Origin of the sequence: Curtobacterium sp. GD1, from assembly GCF_020882855.1 — a bacterium.
In the GTDB taxonomy this organism is placed as follows: Bacteria; Actinomycetota; Actinomycetes; order Actinomycetales; family Microbacteriaceae; genus Curtobacterium.
Genome location: NZ_JAFEVQ010000002.1, coordinates 84,164 through 101,765 on the forward strand (window position 1 = coordinate 84,164; position 17,602 = coordinate 101,765).

Genomic DNA, 17,602 nt, shown 5'->3' on the forward strand with positions numbered 1-17,602 from the left:
GGCTGCGGTCATGGAGACAGCACTCGTCACGGCGCTCATCGCCGCTGCCGCGGCGATCGTGGCCGCCGTCGTCAGCTGGTTCGGCGCGTTCCAGAACCGTCGGACGGCCGATCGCGACCACGCCTGGGATCGATTCACCTGGTCCGTCTCGCAGCACCAGAGTGATCAGACATACGACATTTCGACAACTGTGCTCCGGGGACTCGCCGACGTATCGTGGTGGTCCAAGGCGGACCGGCGGCTCGCAGACCGCGCGTTGCGCCGCCGCGTCCCTCGGAGCAGGCCGACCGTCGACACGAAGGAGCCGGAGTGATGCCGATCTTCAGACGCCTCCCGGATGCGCTCGATCCCGACCGCGACGACGACGCGTACTGGGCATGGGAGAACGGAGCGACCATCGCCGAGTTCCACGAATGGAAGCGGACGGATGTCCTCACCGTCTCGATGCGGGTGAAGTGGTGGTGGCGACGGACCCGCCGCGTCCTCCGCTGAGCTAGACCCCGACCTCCTGGTAGGCGGTGAAGAGCAGGTGGTCCTCGGGTCCCTCGAGCGTGACCGGCTTGCCGACACCGTCGAGGATGATGAACCGGAGCATGCCGGCGCGGGCCTTCTTGTCACGACGCATCGTGGCGAGGAGACCCTCCCAGCGACCGATGCCGTAGGTCGTGGGCAGCTCGAGCGACTCGAGGATCGCGCGGTGCCGGTCCACCGTGGCGTCGTCGAGGTGTCCGGTGAGGCGCGCGAGCTCGGCGGCGAAGACCATCCCGACCGCGACGGCCGCTCCGTGTCGCCACTGGTACCGCTCGGCGTGCTCGATGGCGTGCCCGAGGGTGTGCCCGTAGTTCAGGATCTCGCGGCGGCCCTGCTCGGTGAAGTCGTCCGAGACGACCTGCGCCTTGAGTTCGATCGCGAGCTCGACGACGCGGCGGAACTCCGGCGTGGTCGGGTCGGTGACGCGGTCGACGTCGGCCTCGATGATGTCGAGGATCTCCGGGACGGCGATGAAGCCGGCCTTCACGATCTCGGCGAAGCCCGTGAGGATCTCGTTGCGGGGCAGCGTGGCGACGAGGTCGATGTCGGCGACGACCGCGCGGGGCGGGGAGAAGGCGCCGACGAGGTTCTTGCCCTCGTTGGTGTTGATGCCGGTCTTGCCGCCGACGCTGGCGTCCACCATGCCGAGGACGCTCGTGGGGATCGCGACGTACGGCACCCCGCGCAGCCACGTCGCAGCGACGAACCCGGCGAGGTCGGTCACGGCACCGCCGCCGAGGCCGATGACGGCGTCGGTGCGGGTGAAGTCGGACTGCCCCATGATCTGCCAGCAGAACGCGGCGACCTCGACGCGCTTGGCGCCCTCGGCATCCGGGACCTCGGCGATGAGGGCCTCGAGGCCGGCGTCGACGAGCAGGTCGCGCAGCGCGTTCGCCCGGGCGCCCAGCGTCGGGGCGTGCACGATGAGGACCTTGGCGACACGGGGGCCGAGGAGCGCCGGCACCGAGCCGAGCAGGCCGTTGCCGACGGCCACGACGTAGCCGTCCGCGCCGCCGACGCGGATCTCGGTGGTGCCCTCGGGGCGGACGGACTGGGTCGGGTCGGTCACACTGTTCCTTCGCTCGTGGGTGCACCGGTGCTGGCCGGAGGGGTCTCGTTGCGCAGCCACGCGACGACGTCGTCGACGACGCGCGACATCGGCCGGCGCGAGGTGTCGAACACCGCGTGCGCGAGCTCGGCGTAGGTCGCCGCTCGCGCGTCCATGATCGTCTGCCACGCGTCGATGCCGCCGTTCGCCAGGAGCGGGCGGTCGCTGCCGGCGATCCGGTCGGCGACGGCCTCGGGCGAGACGGTCAGCAGGACGATGCGCGCTCCGGCCATGGCCTCGCGCGTGGCGACGTGGGTGACGGCCCCGCCACCGACGGCGATGACGCCCCCGGTCGACAGCGCTGCCCGGACGGCTGCCGCCTCGAGTTCACGGAAGGCGGCCTCGCCACGGTCCGCGAATATCCCGGGGATCGGACCGTGCTCGCGGACGATCACCCGGTCGGTGTCGGTGAACGGGACGCCCAGCGCCTTCGCCACGCGCTTGCCGACGCTGGACTTGCCGGCGCCCATCGGCCCGATGATGACCACCGGGGCTGCGGGACCGGCCGACGGCGACGCCGCCGCCGGCTCGGGTGTGTGCGTCACCAGGCCGAGGAGTGCTCGGCGGCCTCGGTGCTGCGGGTGCGCAGCGTCTCCGGGATCGACGCGAGGTACGCGTCGAGGTTCCGCTTCGTCTCGACGACGTTGTCGCCACCGAACTTCTCGAGCACGGCGTCGGCGAGGACGAGCGCGACCATGGCCTCGGCCACGACACCGGCAGCGGGCACGGCACAGACGTCGGAGCGCTGGTGGTGCGCCGAGGCGTCCTCACCCGTGGCGACGTCGATGGTGTGCAGCGCGTGCGGGACGGTCGCGATCGGCTTCATGCCGGCGCGGACGCGCAGCACGGTGCCCGTGGACATGCCACCCTCGGTGCCGCCGGCGCGGTCGGACGTGCGGTAGATCTCGCCGTCTTCGCGGAAGAGCTCGTCGTGCGCCTCGGATCCGCGGCGGGCAGCGGTCGCGAAGCCGTCGCCGACCTCGACGCCCTTGATCGCCTGGATGCCCATGATCGCCGCGGCCAGACGAGCGTCGAGCCGGCGGTCCCACTGCACGTGCGATCCGAGTCCGGGCGGGACGCCGTAGAACAGCACCTCGACGACGCCGCCGAGGGTGTCGCCGTCCTTCTTCGCGGCTTCGACCTCGGTCACCATGCGAGCGGAGGTCTCGGCGTCGAAGCACCGCAGCTGGTCGTCGTCGAGGCGGTCGACGTCGTCCGGCAGGGGCAGCGCGGTGCCGTCGGGGACGCGGACGGTGCCGACCTGCAGCGTGTGCGCGACCGATCGGATGCCGAGCTCGGCCAGGAAGGACTTCGCGACGGCGCCGAGCGCGACCCGGGCCGCGGTCTCGCGAGCGCTCGCGCGTTCGAGGATCGGGCGGGCCTCGTCGAAGCCGTACTTCTGCATGCCGACGAGGTCGGCGTGGCCGGGACGCGGGCGGGTGAGCGGGGCGCTCCGACCACGGGAGAGGTCGGTCTGCTCGACGGGCTCGGGGTTCATGACCTCGACCCACTTCGGCCACTCGGTGTTGCCGATGCGGATCGCGATCGGGCTGCCGAGGGAGTAGCCGTGCCGAACGCCGCCGGAGACGTGCAGTTCGTCCTGCTCGAACTTCATGCGGGAGCCGCGGCCGTAGCCGAGCTTGCGTCGCGCGAGATCGGTACGGATGGACTCGAACGACACCGGGACACCCGCGGGCAGGCCCTCGAGCATTGCGATCAGTTCGGGTCCGTGGGACTCACCAGCAGTCAACCAACGAAGCATGGTGTCCATCTTCCCACAGCCCGGGCCCCGTGCGACGCCGCTCGACTACTGGTAGTCGGGGTGTGCCCGGAGCCACGCCTGGAACTGGTCGACGGCGACGAGGTGCTGCGCGTACGTGTCGGAGAACACCGTCTCGCCGGTCTCGAGGTTCACCGTCACGAAGTACAGCCACTTCCCCTGCGCCATGTTCGTGACGGCCTTGATCGCGATGTCGCCGGGGTTCGAGATCGGTGCCGGCGGCAGGCCGTCGTGCACGTAGGTGTTGTACTTGTTCGACGCGTCCTTGCGCTCGGCGTCGGTCGTCGTCACCCGGTGGGTGTTGCCCGTGCCGTAGGCGACCGTCGCGTCGGACTGCAGCGGCATGTCGATGTCGAGCCGGTTCTGGAACACCCGCGCGACCTTCGGGTAGTCGGCGGCGAGGCCGGCCTCCTTCTGCACGAGCGAGGCGAAGACGATCACGCGCTCCTGGTCGGCCTCGGCCACGCCTGCGGCCGAGAGGTGCTCCTTCATCGTGTCGACCATCGACTTGAAGTACTCCGTCGCGCTCCACCCCGGGTTGATCGGGTAGGTCGCCGGGAACAGCCAGCCCTCGAGCGTGGTCGTGTTCGCCGGCAGGTCGTACGCGGAGAGGTCCTTCGCCGCGGCGGAGACCTCGGCGGCGGAGAGTCCCGCCTTCGAGACCATGCCGGCCTCGATGTCCTTGAGCGCCGTGCCCTCGGGGATCACGATCGAGGCCTGGACGCGGTTGTCCTTGTCCTGCAGCGCCGCGAGGGCCGCCTTCGAGCTCATCTTCTTCTTGAGCGCGTACGACCCCGGCTGGAACTGGACGTCCGGCGAGGCGAGCAGGAGCTTGTAGAAGACCTTCGAGTCCTTCACGACACCGCTGCGCTGCAGGGTCGCGGCGACGTTCTCGCCGATGTCGCCCTGCTTGATGGTGATCGTCACCTTGCTGGTGCCGTCGCCGGAGTAGTCGTCGGGCTCCTGCGAACCGCTGATGGCGGCGACGAGCTGCTGGACCTTGGGGGCCGCGAAGGAGTACGCGGACACCCCGACCGCGAGGACCACCGCGACGATGACGATGCCCGCGATGAGCGGGCCGCGACGACGCTTCGGACGCGGCTCACGCGGGCCGCGTGGCGACCTGGAGGCGCCCCCACGTCCACCGCGACCGCCGCGTCCACCGTCTCCCGCGCCTCCGGGGCCATTGCCGGGCTGGTCGGGACCACCTGCGCTGGCACCCGCGCCGGCGGCCGTGGCCGTGCCGGCGTCACCGCCGCGTGCCGCGGCACGCGCGTCGTCGTCGACGTGGAGTTCGCCGGTGAGGAGCGCGTGCACGTCCGGGTGCAGCTCGTCGGGTGACGACGCCACCGGGGCGTCCGCCGCGGCGGCGCGACGGTCGTCGTCGGCTCGGCCGAGGTCGGGACGGTCGGTGCTCGACCCGGCCGCGTCGGTGGTGGCCGGGCTCGCGTCCGCGGGGCCCGCGTCGGCGCGCGCCCGCGCGGCTTCGGCGGCGCGTGCTTCGCGTCGGGACATCGGTCGACCGGTCGCGTCCGGGGCGCCGTTCCGCACGCCGGTGGTCTCGCCCGCGTCACCGCGTGCGTCGGGGGTCTCCGCACGGTCGGAAGTCGTCTTCCGCCGCTCGGCGTCGTTGCCGGGCGCGATGATCGCGTTCCAGTCCAGGTCGTCTGCCAACGGTCCTCGGGTCTCTCGGTCGGGAACTCCGTCTGGGCTCGGGGTGCTGGGCGACGGTGTGGCAGCCGCGTTCAGGCGAGCACTGCGGTGGTCCGCAGTTTCAGGGGAGCGTGGCCCCGGGTGGGGCACTGGCCGCACGCTCGTGGTCGAGCGCGTGTTGCAGAATGATAACAGCGGCCGCTTGGTCGATCACGGCGCGGGACTTCTTCGTGTTCTTGCCGGCCTGGTGCAGGCCGCGCTGGGCCGTCACGGTCGAGAGTCGTTCGTCGACCAGGCGCACCGGACGGTGTTCCGCCAGGCGCCCGGCGAACTCCCGGGCGTCCGCCGTGGACGGGGTGTCCCCGCCCGACATCGAGAGCGGCAGCCCGACGACGATCTCGAGGACGTCGTACTCCTCCGCGATCTCGAGGATCCGCCGGACGTCCGTGGCGTCGTGCCGGGCGACGGTCTCGACGGGCGTCGCGAGGAGCCCGTCACGGTCGCACACGGCGACCCCGATCCGGGCGCGGCCGACGTCGACGCCGAGCCGGCGCCCGGAACGGATCGCCACGATCAGGCCGCGAGCCGGTCGGTGACCGCGCGGAGGGCCGCCGGGAGCGCCGACGCGTCGGTGCCACCGCCCTGCGCGAGGTCCGGCTTGCCGCCGCCACCACCACCGAGGACGCCGGCGGCCTCCTTCGCGAGCGGTCCCGCCTGCACACCGGCGGCGCGGGCGGCGTCGTTCGTCGCGACGATGACCACCGGCTTGTCGTTGATGACCGCGCCGAGGACCACCACGGCGGCACCGTCGCCGAGCTGGCTGCGGACACCGGTCGCGAGCGCGCGGAGGTCGTCACCGGACTGGAGTCCCTGGACGGACTCGGCCACGACGGTCGTCGCACCCACCGTCGTCGCCTGGCGTGCGATCGCCGGGACGCGCTGCTGGAGGTTGGCGGACTCGAACTCGGCGACGCGCTTCTGCGCCGTCCGCAGGTCCTCCATCAGGGACTGCACGCGGGTCGGCAGGTCCTCTCGGGGGGCCTTGAGTGCGCTCGACAGCTGGGACACGATGGTCCGCTCGACGGCGAGGTCGCGGAAGCCCTCGAGCCCGACGAGCGCCTCGACGCGGCGGTTGGTCGAACCGACGCTCGACTCCCCCACGAGGTTGACGAGCCCGACCTGGGCGCTGGACGCCACGTGCGTGCCACCGCAGAGCTCACGGGACCACGGGCCGCCGATGTCGACCATGCGGACCTCGGAGCCGTACTTCTCGCCGAACAGCGCCTGCGCGCCGAGCGACTTGGCCTCGTCGAGCGGGAGCACGCGCGTCGAGACCTCGAGGTCGGAGCGGATCGCGTTGTTCACGACCTCCTCGATCTCGGAACGGGTCTCGAGCGAGACCGGCTGCGACCACGAGAAGTCGAGCCGCATGTAGCCCGACTTGTTGTACGAGCCGGCCTGGAGTGCCTCCGGGCCGAGGATGTCGCGCAGTGCGGCGTTCACGAGGTGCGTCGCGGAGTGCGCCTGGGTCGCACCGCGGCGGTACTCGGCGTCGACCACGGTCGTCGCCGGCGCACCGACACCGACCTCGCCCGAGCGCACCTGGACCGTGTGGCTCCACAGACCGGCGACGGGACGCTGGACGTCGAGCACCTCGAGGTCGAAGCCGTTGCCGACGATCGAGCCCTGGTCGGCATCCTGACCACCGGACTCGGCGTAGAGGGAGGTCTCGCCGAGGATGACCTCGGCGATGTCGCCCGCGACCGCACGGTCGACGCTCACGCCGTCCACGATGATGCCGAGGATGTTCGTCTCGGCCTCGAGCGCGTCGTAGCCGAGGAAGACGGTCTCGCCCTTCGCCCGGAACGCGCTGTAGACGCTGAGGTCGGCGAGCGCGGTCTTCTTGCTCTTGGCGTCCGCTTTCGCCCGCGCCCGCTGCTCGGACATCAGGGTCTCGAACGCGGATCGGTCGACCTGGACGCCGGCTTCCTCAGCCATCTCCATCGTGAGGTCGATCGGGAAGCCGAAGGTGTCGTGCAGCAGGAACGCCGTGTCCCCGCCGATCGAGGGCGCGCCGTCCTGCTTCGCGCGCTCGACCGCGACGTCGAGGATCGTCGTGCCCTGCGCGAGCGTGCGGAGGAAGGTCTCCTCTTCCGCGTAGGCGATGCGCGCGATGCGGTCGTAGTCGCTGCCGACCTCGGGGTAGGCGTCGCGCATGGCGTCGCGCGACGCGGGGAAGAGCCGGGGGAAGGTCGCGCCCTCGACGCCGAGCAGGCGCATCGCGCGCACGGTGCGGCGGAGCAGGCGGCGGAGGATGTAGCCGCGGCCCTCGTTCGACGGGGAGACGCCGTCGGCGATGAGCATGAGCGCCGACCGGACGTGGTCCGCGATGACGCGCATGCGGACGTCGTCCTCGTGCACGGCGCCGTACCGACGACCGGAGATCGCCGCCGCCTCGTCGAGGACCGGGCGCACCTGGTCGATCTCGTACATGTTGTCGACGCCCTGCTTGATGAAGGCGACGCGCTCGAGCCCCATGCCCGTGTCGATGTTCTTGTTCGGCAGCTCGCCCGTGATCTCGAAGTCGTATTTCGAACGGACGTCGGCGATCTGGTACTGCATGAACACGAGGTTCCAGATCTCGACGTAGCGGTCGTCGTCGGTCGCCGGACCGCCGTCGATGCCGTACTCCGGACCGCGGTCGAAGAAGATCTCGGAGCAGGGGCCCGCCGGCCCGGGCTGCCCGGTCGACCAGTAGTTCGTGTCCTTGCCGAGCCGCTGGATCCGCTCGTCGGGGAGCGAGGAGTGCTGCTTCCAGAAGGCGATCGCCTCGTCGTCGTCCTCGTACACGGTGACCCAGAGGTCGTCGGGCGAGAAGCCGAGCCCACCGTCCGGCTCGGGCGTCGTGAGGAACTGCCAGGCGTACTCGATCGCCTGCTCCTTGAAGTAGTCGCCGAACGAGAAGTTGCCGTTCATCTGGAAGAACGTGCCGTGCCGCGGGGTCTTGCCGACCTCTTCGATGTCGTTCGTGCGGATGCACTTCTGGACACTCGTGGCGCGGGGGTACGGAGCGGGGACGAGCCCGGTCAGGTACGGGATGAACGGCACCATGCCGGCGACCGTGAACAGGAGCGAGGGGTCGTCCGAGACGAGCGAGGCGGACGGGACGACGGTGTGGCCGCGGTCACCGAAGAACTGGAGCCAACGGCGGCGGATCTCTGCGGTCTGCATGGTGCTTCCTGGTTTCAGGTCGTGTGCGTGGGAGGGGTCGTCGGTCAGACGTCGGTGCGGAGCTCGGCCTCGCGAGAGCGGTAGCCCTCGGCGACGGCACCACGGAAGGCTTCCGCGCGAGCGTTCACGTCGGCGAAGAACCGCGCGCCACCGGGGGTGTTCGCGACCTTGTGCGCGACGGCGAACCCGATGACGACGCCGACGGCGACGAAGAACAGCTGCTTCACGGTGCCTCTCCCTCTTGTGCACGCGAGCGGTGCGTGCCCAGACGATCTTACCGACGACACCGGCCACCGACGCCGAACGGCGGGCCGCCCTCGTGAGAGGACGACCCGCCGTTCGGGTGTGATCAGTGGATCAGCGAGCTGCGTAGTACTCGACGACGAGCTGCACTTCACAGGTCACGGGGACCTCGGCGCGCTTCGGGCGACGGACCAGGCGGGCCTGGAGCTTGTCGATCTCGACCTCGAGGTAGCCCGGGACCTTCGGCAGGACTTCCTGGTGCCCACCGGCGGCGGCGACCTGGAAGGGCTCGAGGGACTCGGAGCGCTGCTTCACGTGGATGAGCTGCCCCTCCTTCACGCGGAAGGACGGACGGTCGACGAGCTTGCCGTCGACCAGGATGTGACGGTGCACGATCAGCTGCCGGGCCTGCGCGGTGGTGCGGGCGAAGCCGGCACGGAGCACGAGGGCGTCGAGGCGCTGCTCGAGGAGCTCGACCAGGTTCTCACCGGTCAGGCCCTTCGTCTTGCGGGCCTCTTCGAAGACGATGCGGAGCTGCTTCTCGCGGATGCCGTACTGGGCGCGCAGACGCTGCTTCTCACGGAGGCGGACGGCGTAGTCGCTGTCCGCACGACGGCGGGTGCGGCCGTGCTCACCGGGGCCGTAGGGGCGCTTCTCGAGGTAACGGGCCGCCTTCGGCGTCAGCGGGATGCCGAGCGCGCGCGAGAGGCGGGTCTTGCTGCGGGTACGTGACTTGGTAGACACAGGGTCCTTTTCTCTGTCTGAACTGAATGACTCGAGGGGATCCGTCCGACCGTGGGCAACGAGACACACGGAAGGGATCGGTCCCGACGACGGGATCCAGAGGGATGAGCCTGTGGGATCGGACGGCTACAGTCCGAACCTCTGCCCCCGTACCACCGGAGTGGCACTCTGTCCTCGACGCAGCCGTGCTCGAGGACCAGGACGTAGGCCCGGCAATGCTAGCAGGAACTCGGGGCGGCCACTACTCGCCGCGGGTGATCTTCCGGAGGCGCTCGAGTCGCGGCCCGACCTCGCGCTCGAAGCCGTTCGCCGTCGGGGTGTAGTACTCGGTGCCCTCGAGCGCGTCGGGCAGGTACTGCTGCTCGGCGACACCGTGCTCGGCGTCGTGCGAGTAGACGTAGCCCTTGCCGTGGCCGAGCCGCTTCGCGCCGGGGTAGTGCGCGTCGCGGAGGTGCATCGGCACGACCCCGAGCCGCCCGGCCTTGACGTCGGCGATCGCGGCGTTCACCCCGTTGTAGGCGGCGTTCGACTTCGGCGCGGTCGCCAGGTAGACGACCGCCTCGGCCAGGGGGATCCGGCCCTCGGGCATGCCGATGAGCTGGACGGCCTGTGCGGCCGCGACCGCGATGGGCAGGGCCTGGGGATCGGCCATGCCGATGTCCTCGGACGCCGAGATGATGATGCGACGGGCGATGAACCGCGGGTCCTCGCCCGCCTCGATCATGCGCGCCAGGTAGTGGAGTGCGGCGTCGACGTCGCTCCCCCGGACGGACTTGATGAACGCGCTGATGACGTCGTAGTGCTCGTCGCCCTGGCGGTCGTAGCGGAGCAGTGCCCGGTCGACCGCTGCGGCGACGGTGTCGGCGTCGACGACCGGGACGGTGTCGACGCCGTCGAGGGCCCCGTCCGCGTCGTCGTCGGCCTGCGCTGCGACGGCCGAGGACGCCGCTGCCTCGAGCGCGGTGAGTGCCCGACGGGCGTCGCCGGAGGACAGCCGCACGATGGCGCTGCGGGCCTCGTCGCCGAGGACGACCGATCCGCCGAGACCCCGCGGGTCCTCGACCGCGCGGTCGACGAGCATGCCGAGGTCCTCGTCGGTGAGGGGCTTGAGCGTGAGCAGCAGGGAGCGGGACAGCAGCGGCGAGATGACCGAGAACGACGGGTTCTCGGTCGTCGCCGCGATGAGGATGACCCAGCCGTTCTCGACGCCGGGCAGCAGGGCGTCCTGCTGGGCCTTGCTGAAGCGGTGGATCTCGTCGAGGAAGAGGACCGTGGTCGAGCCGTAGAGGTCGCGGTGCGTGAGCGCCTTCTCCATGACCTCGCGCACGTCCTTCACGCCGGCCGTCACGGCCGACAGCTCGACGAACTCGCGACCGGACTGCCGCGCGATCGCCTGCGCCAGGGTCGTCTTGCCGGTGCCGGGCGGTCCCCACAGGATCACCGAGACGCCGCCGGGGTTCTCGCGCGTGCCCGTCGCGAGCTGCACGAGGGGGCTGCCGCGGCCGAGCAGGTGCTGCTGGCCGGCGACCTCGTCGAGGCTGGTCGGCCGCATCCGCACCGCGAGCGGGACGGACCCCTGCGCCAGCCCGGCGCGACCGCCGGTGGTGGGCGCACGCATGCCCGAACGGTCCGCTGCCATGTGACCAATCGTAGGCCGACCCACCGACAGGGGCGTGCCTCCAGGCCTCCGACAGGGCCGTTTACAGTACGCTCGTCGCACACTCGACGAGAGGTACGACCAGCACCGTGGCACCGAAGAACCAGGCGCGTGACAACCGGGAGGCGCGCGAGCGCCTCCGCCTCTACACGGCACGGCAGGGCCTGCACGAACGGCAGCGGCGCCGCCGGGTGCGGGACAACGTCGTCGGCGCCGGTGTCCTCGTCCTCGTCGCGGCGTTGGCGACCGGTTCGCAGCTCGCCTTCGCCGGGTCGCATGGTGGCGGGGCGGACGCGAGCGCGAGTGCCTCCGCGACCGCGACGCCGACCCCGTCCGCGAGTGCCACCGCCGCGAACACGGGTGACGTCCCGAGCAAGTCCATCGCGAAGGACTCCACCTGGACCGGGTCGCTCACCCTGAACAAGGACGTGAAGCTCGGCATCGAGCTGGACGGCGAGAAGGCACCCCAGGCCGCGAGCGTCGAGATCAAGCTCATCCAGGAGCAGTTCTACAACGGCACCACCTGCCACCGGCTCGCCGACAGCACCGGGTTCGAGTTCCTGCAGTGCGGCTCCGCGAACGGCGACGGCACCGGTGACGCCGGCTTCCAGTACGGCCCGCTCGAGAACGTCCCGAGCGACGGCAAGTACACCAAGGGCACCATCGCGATCGCCCGCAGCTCGTCGGCGTACTCGCAGACCACGCAGTTCTTCATCGTCTACGGCGACACCACGCTGGACGGCTCCACCGGCGGCTACACCGTCGTCGGGAAGGTCACCAGCGGCCTCGACGAACTCGAGTCGAAGATCACGTCGAAGGGCATCTCCTCCGCCGGCAGCGACGGCACCGGCGAGCCGAAGGTGGCGACCAAGATCACCGGCGCGACGATCGAGCAGGAGAAGTAGTCCACAGGCGCGCCGACCCGGCGGGTCGCAGATGCTCTCCGTGCAATAGGCTGACGACCTGACCGTGCCGACGGCGACGTCGGTGATGCACGACCACGATCGAGGCGAGACCTGTGGGACCTGACGAAGCAACGACCTGGGGGCGGGTCGACGAGAACGGGACGGTGTACGTCCGGTACGAGGACACCGAGAAAGCCGTCGGTGAGTACCCGGACGCGACACCCGACGAAGCCCTCGCCTACTTCGCGCGGAAGTACGCCGACCTCGAGGGGCAGGTGAAGATCGCCGAGCAGCGCGTCCAGCGTGGCGCCTCGGCGAACGACGTCGCCCGCACGGTGGAGCACCTGCAGGCCCTCGTGGCCGAGGCACGGGTCGTCGGCGACCTCAAGTCGCTCGAGACCCGCGTCGCCGCCCTGACCGAGCAGCTCGGCTCCCTGACGAAGGAGCAGGCCGAGCAGGCACAGCAGGCCCTCGCGGACGCCCTGGCGCACCGCACCGCCCTGGTGGAAGAAGCCGAGGCCCTCGCCGCGGTCGACCCGGCACGGGCGCAGTGGAAGCAGATCACCGCGCAGCTCGACGACGTCTTCGCGCGGTGGCAGCAGCACCAGCACGACGGCCCGCGCATCCCCAAGAACGAGGCGAACGAGCTCTGGAAGCGTTTCCGCGCGGCCCGCTCGACCGTCGACCAGCACCGTCGCGCGTTCTACTCCGAGCTCGACGCCCAGCACCGCGACGCCCGCAACCGCAAGCAGGAGCTCGTCCAGCAGGCCGAGGCGCTCGCTCCCCGCGGGTCCGACGCGATCCCGGCGTACCGCGAACTGCTCGACGACTGGAAGGGCGCGGGGCGGGCCGGCAAGCGGCACGACGACGCACTCTGGGCGCGCTTCAAGGCCGCCGGTGACGTGCTGTTCGAGCAGCGCCACGCCGAAGCCGCCGCCGAGAACGTCGAGTACTCGGCCAACCTCGAAGCGAAGCAGGCGCTCCTGACCGAGGCCGAGCCGCTCCTGAAGGTCACCGACCGGGCTGCCGCACGCAAGACCCTCACGGGCATCCAGCGCCGGTGGGACGAGATCGGCAAGGTCCCCCGCGGCGACGTCCGGCGTATCGAGGACCGTCTCCGCGCGGTCGAGGACCACGTGCGCAGCCTCGAGGACGAGCACTGGAAGGCGTCCGACCCGGAGCGCAAGGCCCGTCAGACCGGTCTCGCGAGCCAGCTCGAGGACGCGATCGGCAAGCTCGAAGCAGAGCTCGCCGATGCCCAGGCCTCGGGCGATGCCCGCAAGATCAAGGACGCGCAGGAAGCGCTCGACGCCCGCAAGATCTGGCTCGACGCCCTCGGCGGCTGATCGGCCCCGTACGACGAAGCCCCCGCGACCGTTCGGTCGCGGGGGCTTCGTCGTCGGTCGCAGGGCTTGGGGGACGTCCGCAGTGTGCGAGGTCCCGCGCACCGTGGGACGCGGATGCCCTCGCACCGAGGCCGGAACCTCGCACACTGCGACAACTGGTCAGACGACGGCGGGGAGCCCCAGCAGCGTCCGGATGTCACGGTCGTCCTGCCGCATCTGCTCGGCGAGCTCGTCCATCGAGTCGAACTTCACCATCCCCCGCACGTACGAGACGAACAGCACCGAGATCGTGTCGCCGTAGAGGTCGATGTCCACGTCGAGCAGGTGCGCCTCGATCTGCTTCGCCGGCACGCCCTCGAACGTCGGGTTGTTGCCGACCGAGACGGCAGCCGGGTACACCGTGCCGTCGTGCAGCACCCGTGCGGCGTAGACGCCGTCGGCGGGGACGAAGCCCTCGGACGCCGGGTCGAGGTTCGCCGTCGGGTAGCCCATCGCCCGACCGCGCTCGTTCCCGTGCACGACGACGCTCCGCACCGCGTGTTCACGGCCGAGCAGGCGCGCGGCTTCGGCGACGCGGCCGTCCCCGAGGAGCTCGCGGATCCACGTCGAGGACACCCGTCGCTCGCCGTCCGGCCGGACGTCGTCGACCAGGTCGACGTCGTCGATGAGCTCGACGGTGAAGCCGTGCTGCTCCCCCAGCTCGCGCAGGAGGGCGACGTCGCCGGCGCCCTTCGCCCCGAACCGGAAGTCGCTGCCGACGAACACGAGCTGGGCGTGCAGGGTGTCGACGAGGATCTCGGACACGAAGGCCTCTGGTGCCTTCGACTGGAGCTCGTGGTCGAACCGGAGCAGCAGGGTGGCGTCGACCCCGACGTCGTCGAGCAGCTCGCGCCGCTGGGCGATGCTCGTCAGGGCGGGCGGCACCTTGTCCGGGTCGATCACGTCGAGCGGGTGGCGGTCGAACGTCACGACCGTGGACACGAGGCCGTGCTCGCGCGCCGCACGCTCGAGGTGCGCGATGACCGCACGGTGTCCGACGTGGACCCCGTCGAACTTTCCGATGGTGACCGCGCTCGGCCCGAAGCCCTGCGCCACGTCGGCGGTGTCGTCGTAGTACTGCACGTCGGTCCCTACTCGCCGGCCGGTACGGCGGACGGGGTCGTCTCGGTCGCGGTGGCGGTGCGGTGGTGCTTGCGGAGCCACCAGAGTCCGGCCACCGGCAGCACCAGCGGCGCGAAGGCGTAGCCCATGCCGTAGTACGACCAGATGGTGTCGTCGGGGAACAGCTGCCGGTCGAAGAGCGACAGCGTGCCGATCACGAGCACGCCGGTCATCTCGAAGACGATCGTGACGCAGGCCACGCGGTACCAGAACCGACCCGGCACGATGAGGGCGATCATCGCGACGATGTACACGACCGCGGCGACGGCGCTGAGGGTGTACGCGAACGGTGCGAACGAGAACTTCTCGATGATCTGCACGACGCTGCGTCCCGTCGCTGCCAGCGCGAGGATGCCGTAGACGGCGATGAGGACGCGGCCGATGCCGGTCGCGAGGGAGGATCTGGTCGCCATTGCACCGATTCTACCGACGGCGGGCGGCCAGGATGACGCACCACGACGAACGCGCAGTCGCCGAGGGCACGCGAGCGGGTCAGTTCAGGGCGAACCAGATCTGGTACATCCGGTAGACCATCACCGCGACCGTGAACGCACCGGCCCCGAGGACCACCGTGCTCCACTTCGTCCGGTCGATGAGCGCCCAGACGATGGTCGCCGGCGGGACGAGGAGCACCGAGACCGCGTACACGCCGAACTCGAGCGCGTTGCCGACCGGCGGGCTGCCCGTGGCCGGCAGGACGAGGGAGATCACACCCTGGGCGAGGAGCAGCAGCTCGATGAGCGCGAGCGACCCGACCGTGTAGTCGTTCGGCTTCCAGCCGATGAACCCCACGACGACCGCGAAGAGCCCGGCGAGCACGGCGATGACGAGCTGCACCCACATGAACCACTCGATCACGCGCCCACCCCCGATGCCGTCGGGAAGTTGGTGATGACGCGCAGCAGTCCGCGACGCACCGAGACGAGCCCGACGAGCCGGTCCCCCTCGGTGGCGACGGCCGCGACCGGGCCGTCGGTGTCCGGGTGGTCCGCCGCCACGCGTTTGCCGTCGGCGAGGTCCTTCGCCGCGGCCGCGTCGAGCGGCACGGACGGGAACAGGGTGCGGGCGACGTCGACCGGTCGGGCGAGTGCGGCCCGGACGTCGACGGACTCGTCCTCGAGGTCGATCGCGTCGTCGACGCTGAAGGGGCCGACCTCGGTGCGGCGGAGCGCGGTGAGGTGGGCGCCGGTGCCGAGTGCGGCGCCGACGTCACGGGCCAGCGCGCGCACGTAGGTGCCGGACGAGCACGACACGACCACGTCGAGGTCGATCACGGCCACGTCCTCGCCGTCGACGGAGACGACGCGGTCGCCCCGGCCGGTGACGTCGAACCGCGACACCGTCACGGTCCGGGACTGCAGGACGACCGCTTCTCCCTTGCGCGCGAGGTCGTAGGCGCGGCGGCCGTCGACCTTGATGGCGCTGACGGTCGACGGCACCTGCGAGATCTGTCCGCGCTGCGCGGCGACGGCCCGCTCGACCGCGGCCTCGGACACGTCCGCCGAGGACGTGCCCACCGCCGCGGTGGGGGTCCCGTCGGCGTCGTCCGAGTCGGTCGAGACCCCGAGACGGATCGTGGCGGTGTAGGTCTTGCCGAGCCCGACGAGGTGGGTCAGGAGCCGGGTCGACGGGCCGATCCCGAGCAGGAGCAGGCCGGTCGCCATCGGGTCGAGCGTGCCGGCGTGGCCGACCTTCTTCAGGCCCAGCCGACGTCGGGCGATGGAGACGACCCGGTGGCTGGAGATCCCCTGCGGCTTGTCGACGAGGAGGATGCCGTCGGGCGCGGTTTCGAGCACCAGAGGAGATTACCAGCGCTCCGGCGACTCAGCAGGCGTCGTTCCACTCGCGACGCGGGTGCTCGGGGTCGGTGACGTCGAGCACCGCGGACGCGGCGATCTTGACGTCCGCGCGGCGCTCGAGGCGCCCGGACTCCTGCTCCACCCACAGCGACCAGCGCCAGAGTCGGTGGGCACCGTGTGCCAGCACCCCGTGTCCGTGCACCACGAGGATGCCGGGGCCCTCGCCGGTGGACCGGAACGGCGCGACGAGGTCGGCCCGCAACGCGTCGACGTCGCTCGACGGTGCGGCGGCGGCCATCGCGGACACCCCGTGCTGCTGGAAGCCGTCGACGAGCCCGGAGGCCACGCGTTCGAGGTCGACGCCGTCCTGTCCGTCGATGCCGACGACCGTCCGGTTCGTGCCGACCTGTGCGATCACCTCGGCCGCGATCGCGGCCATGGTGTCGGTCTCCTGGGGTGCCCAACGTGCCATGCACCCACCGTAGGCTGTCGTGGTGAACGCGAGTCGTGCCTCCAGTCCGAATGTGGACAACCCGACCCGTCCACAGGACGCGACCCGACGAACGGACATCGCGACGCCGCTCATCGCGTGGTTCCGCGCCGAGGCGCGCGACCTGCCGTGGCGGCGTCCCGGGTTCCCCGCGTGGGGCACGCTGGTCAGCGAGATCATGCTGCAGCAGACCCAGGTCGCGCGCGTCGTCCCCCGCCTGGAGGCATGGCTCACCCGCTGGCCGACGCCTGCGGACCTCGCGGCCTCACCCCCGGCGGACGCGGTACGTGCCTGGGACCGGCTCGGCTACCCGAGACGGGCGCTCGCGCTGCACGCGGCCGCGACGGCGATCGCCGAGCAGCACGACAACGTGGTGCCCCGGGACGTGGACGCGCTGCTCGCGCTGCCCGGGATCGGGGACTACACGGCCCGGGCGGTCGCCGTGTTCGCGTACGGCGACCGGCACCCGGTCGTCGACGTGAACGTCCGGCGCGTCCTCGCCCGCGCCCTGCTCGGCCAGGGCGAACCGGGCCCGGCGAAGGCGAAGCAGGACCTCCCGCTGATGGAGTCGGTGCTGCCGGACGACCGTGACGACGCCGCAGCGACGAACGCCGCGGTGATGGAGCTCGGTGCGCTCGTCTGCGTCGCCCGCTCCCCCGCGTGCGACGCGTGCCCGATCGCCGACCGCTGCGCGTGGCGGGCCGCCGGCTACCCGGAGCACGAGGGCCCACGCGCGCCGAAGCAGGCGAAGTTCGCCGGCAGCGACCGGCAGGTGCGCGGGCTCATCATGGCGGAGCTCCGCGCGAGCGACGTCCCCGTCACGCGCGACGAGATCGAACCGGTGTGGCCCGACGCCGAGCAGCGGGACCGGGCGCTCGCGTCGCTCCTGCGCGACGGACTGGCCGTCGGGGACGACGCGAGCGGCTACCGGCTGCCCGAGGGCTGATCGGACGG

General features: G+C 71.2%; 19 protein-coding genes. 5 read left to right on the top strand and 14 right to left on the bottom strand.

Annotation, left to right across the window (positions count from 1 at the left end):
* The first annotated feature begins 10 nt into the window (after positions 1 to 10).
* A complete protein-coding gene (locus tag JSX79_RS02000) occupies positions 11 to 313 on the top strand; it encodes a hypothetical protein (RefSeq protein ID WP_092386990.1) in 303 nt (100 codons plus the stop codon).
* Positions 313 to 492, top strand: coding sequence for a hypothetical protein (locus JSX79_RS02005; RefSeq protein WP_071296268.1), 180 nt, complete (start codon positions 313 to 315; stop codon positions 490 to 492). Before JSX79_RS02000 ends, JSX79_RS02005 begins: the two co-directional genes overlap by 1 nt.
* 1 nt (position 493) lies before the next feature.
* On the opposite strand, the gene aroB is transcribed toward JSX79_RS02005, so the two are convergent.
* The 9 genes from aroB to JSX79_RS02050 all read right to left on the bottom strand — a co-directional run bounded on the left by aroB (position 494) and on the right by JSX79_RS02050 (position 10,908).
* A complete protein-coding gene (aroB, locus tag JSX79_RS02010; protein WP_229085011.1) occupies positions 494 to 1,600 on the bottom strand; it encodes a 3-dehydroquinate synthase in 1,107 nt (368 codons plus the stop codon).
* Entirely contained in the window at positions 1,597 to 2,184 is a 588-nt protein-coding gene (locus tag JSX79_RS02015) for a shikimate kinase (protein WP_308061314.1), read from the bottom strand. Before JSX79_RS02015 ends, aroB begins: the two co-directional genes overlap by 4 nt.
* Positions 2,181 to 3,401: a chorismate synthase gene (gene aroC / locus JSX79_RS02020; protein WP_071296356.1), complete on the bottom strand. Its 1,221-nt coding sequence runs from the start codon at positions 3,399 to 3,401 to the stop codon at positions 2,181 to 2,183. Before aroC ends, JSX79_RS02015 begins: the two co-directional genes overlap by 4 nt.
* A 45-nt stretch (positions 3,402 to 3,446) precedes the next feature.
* Positions 3,447 to 5,093, bottom strand: a complete 1,647-nt coding sequence (gene mltG, locus JSX79_RS02025; RefSeq protein ID WP_229085013.1) for an endolytic transglycosylase MltG — start codon at positions 5,091 to 5,093, stop codon at positions 3,447 to 3,449.
* 100 nt (positions 5,094 to 5,193) lie between these two features.
* On the bottom strand, positions 5,194 to 5,646 hold the full coding sequence (gene ruvX / locus JSX79_RS02030; protein WP_092386988.1) for a Holliday junction resolvase RuvX: 453 nt from the start codon (positions 5,644 to 5,646) through the stop codon (positions 5,194 to 5,196).
* Positions 5,646 to 8,303, bottom strand: a complete 2,658-nt coding sequence (gene alaS, locus JSX79_RS02035; RefSeq protein WP_070416259.1) for an alanine--tRNA ligase — start codon at positions 8,301 to 8,303, stop codon at positions 5,646 to 5,648. The genes ruvX and alaS overlap by 1 nt, the downstream gene beginning before the upstream one ends.
* Positions 8,304 to 8,347: 44 nt before the next feature.
* On the bottom strand, positions 8,348 to 8,530 hold the full coding sequence (locus tag JSX79_RS02040; RefSeq protein WP_070416260.1) for a hypothetical protein: 183 nt from the start codon (positions 8,528 to 8,530) through the stop codon (positions 8,348 to 8,350).
* A gap of 130 nt (positions 8,531 to 8,660) precedes the next feature.
* Positions 8,661 to 9,290 (bottom strand): 30S ribosomal protein S4, encoded by a 630-nt coding sequence (rpsD, locus tag JSX79_RS02045; protein WP_058726527.1) that lies wholly within the window; start codon positions 9,288 to 9,290, stop codon positions 8,661 to 8,663.
* Between the two features lie 241 nt (positions 9,291 to 9,531).
* Complete coding sequence (locus tag JSX79_RS02050; protein WP_229085049.1) at positions 9,532 to 10,908, bottom strand: replication-associated recombination protein A; 1,377 nt, start codon at positions 10,906 to 10,908, stop codon at positions 9,532 to 9,534.
* A gap of 128 nt (positions 10,909 to 11,036) precedes the next feature.
* Here JSX79_RS02050 and JSX79_RS02055 point away from each other — a divergent pair, with 128 nt between their 5' ends.
* Together JSX79_RS02055 and JSX79_RS02060 are read left to right on the top strand one after the other, a co-directional pair.
* Positions 11,037 to 11,852 (top strand): peptidylprolyl isomerase, encoded by an 816-nt coding sequence (locus JSX79_RS02055; protein WP_071296264.1) that lies wholly within the window; start codon positions 11,037 to 11,039, stop codon positions 11,850 to 11,852.
* 113 nt (positions 11,853 to 11,965) lie between these two features.
* On the top strand, positions 11,966 to 13,198 hold the full coding sequence (locus JSX79_RS02060) for a DUF349 domain-containing protein (RefSeq protein WP_175473779.1): 1,233 nt from the start codon (positions 11,966 to 11,968) through the stop codon (positions 13,196 to 13,198).
* A 159-nt stretch (positions 13,199 to 13,357) separates the two neighbouring features.
* Here the strand turns inward: JSX79_RS02060 and JSX79_RS02065 are convergent, their stop codons facing one another.
* The 5 genes from JSX79_RS02065 to JSX79_RS02085 form a co-directional block, all read right to left on the bottom strand.
* Positions 13,358 to 14,320 carry a bifunctional riboflavin kinase/FAD synthetase gene (locus tag JSX79_RS02065; protein ID WP_070416262.1) on the bottom strand — a complete coding sequence of 321 codons (963 nt, stop codon included), beginning with the start codon at positions 14,318 to 14,320 and terminating at the stop codon, positions 13,358 to 13,360.
* Between the two features lie 8 nt (positions 14,321 to 14,328).
* Positions 14,329 to 14,772, bottom strand: a complete 444-nt coding sequence (locus tag JSX79_RS02070; protein ID WP_070416263.1) for a hypothetical protein — start codon at positions 14,770 to 14,772, stop codon at positions 14,329 to 14,331.
* Positions 14,773 to 14,851: 79 nt separating this feature from the next.
* The gene (locus tag JSX79_RS02075) at positions 14,852 to 15,217 is read right to left on the bottom strand and encodes a hypothetical protein (protein WP_070416264.1); all 366 of its coding nucleotides are present in this window, start codon (positions 15,215 to 15,217) and stop codon (positions 14,852 to 14,854) included.
* The gene (gene truB / locus JSX79_RS02080; protein WP_229085015.1) at positions 15,214 to 16,155 is read right to left on the bottom strand and encodes a tRNA pseudouridine(55) synthase TruB; all 942 of its coding nucleotides are present in this window, start codon (positions 16,153 to 16,155) and stop codon (positions 15,214 to 15,216) included. Before truB ends, JSX79_RS02075 begins: the two co-directional genes overlap by 4 nt.
* Before the next feature lie 28 nt (positions 16,156 to 16,183).
* A complete protein-coding gene (locus tag JSX79_RS02085) occupies positions 16,184 to 16,630 on the bottom strand; it encodes a hypothetical protein (RefSeq protein WP_092386977.1) in 447 nt (148 codons plus the stop codon).
* Between the two features lie 52 nt (positions 16,631 to 16,682).
* On the opposite strand from JSX79_RS02085, the gene JSX79_RS02090 reads away from it, so the two are divergent.
* On the top strand, positions 16,683 to 17,594 hold the full coding sequence (locus JSX79_RS02090) for an A/G-specific adenine glycosylase (RefSeq protein WP_229085017.1): 912 nt from the start codon (positions 16,683 to 16,685) through the stop codon (positions 17,592 to 17,594).
* The last annotated feature ends 8 nt before the right edge of the window (positions 17,595 to 17,602 follow it).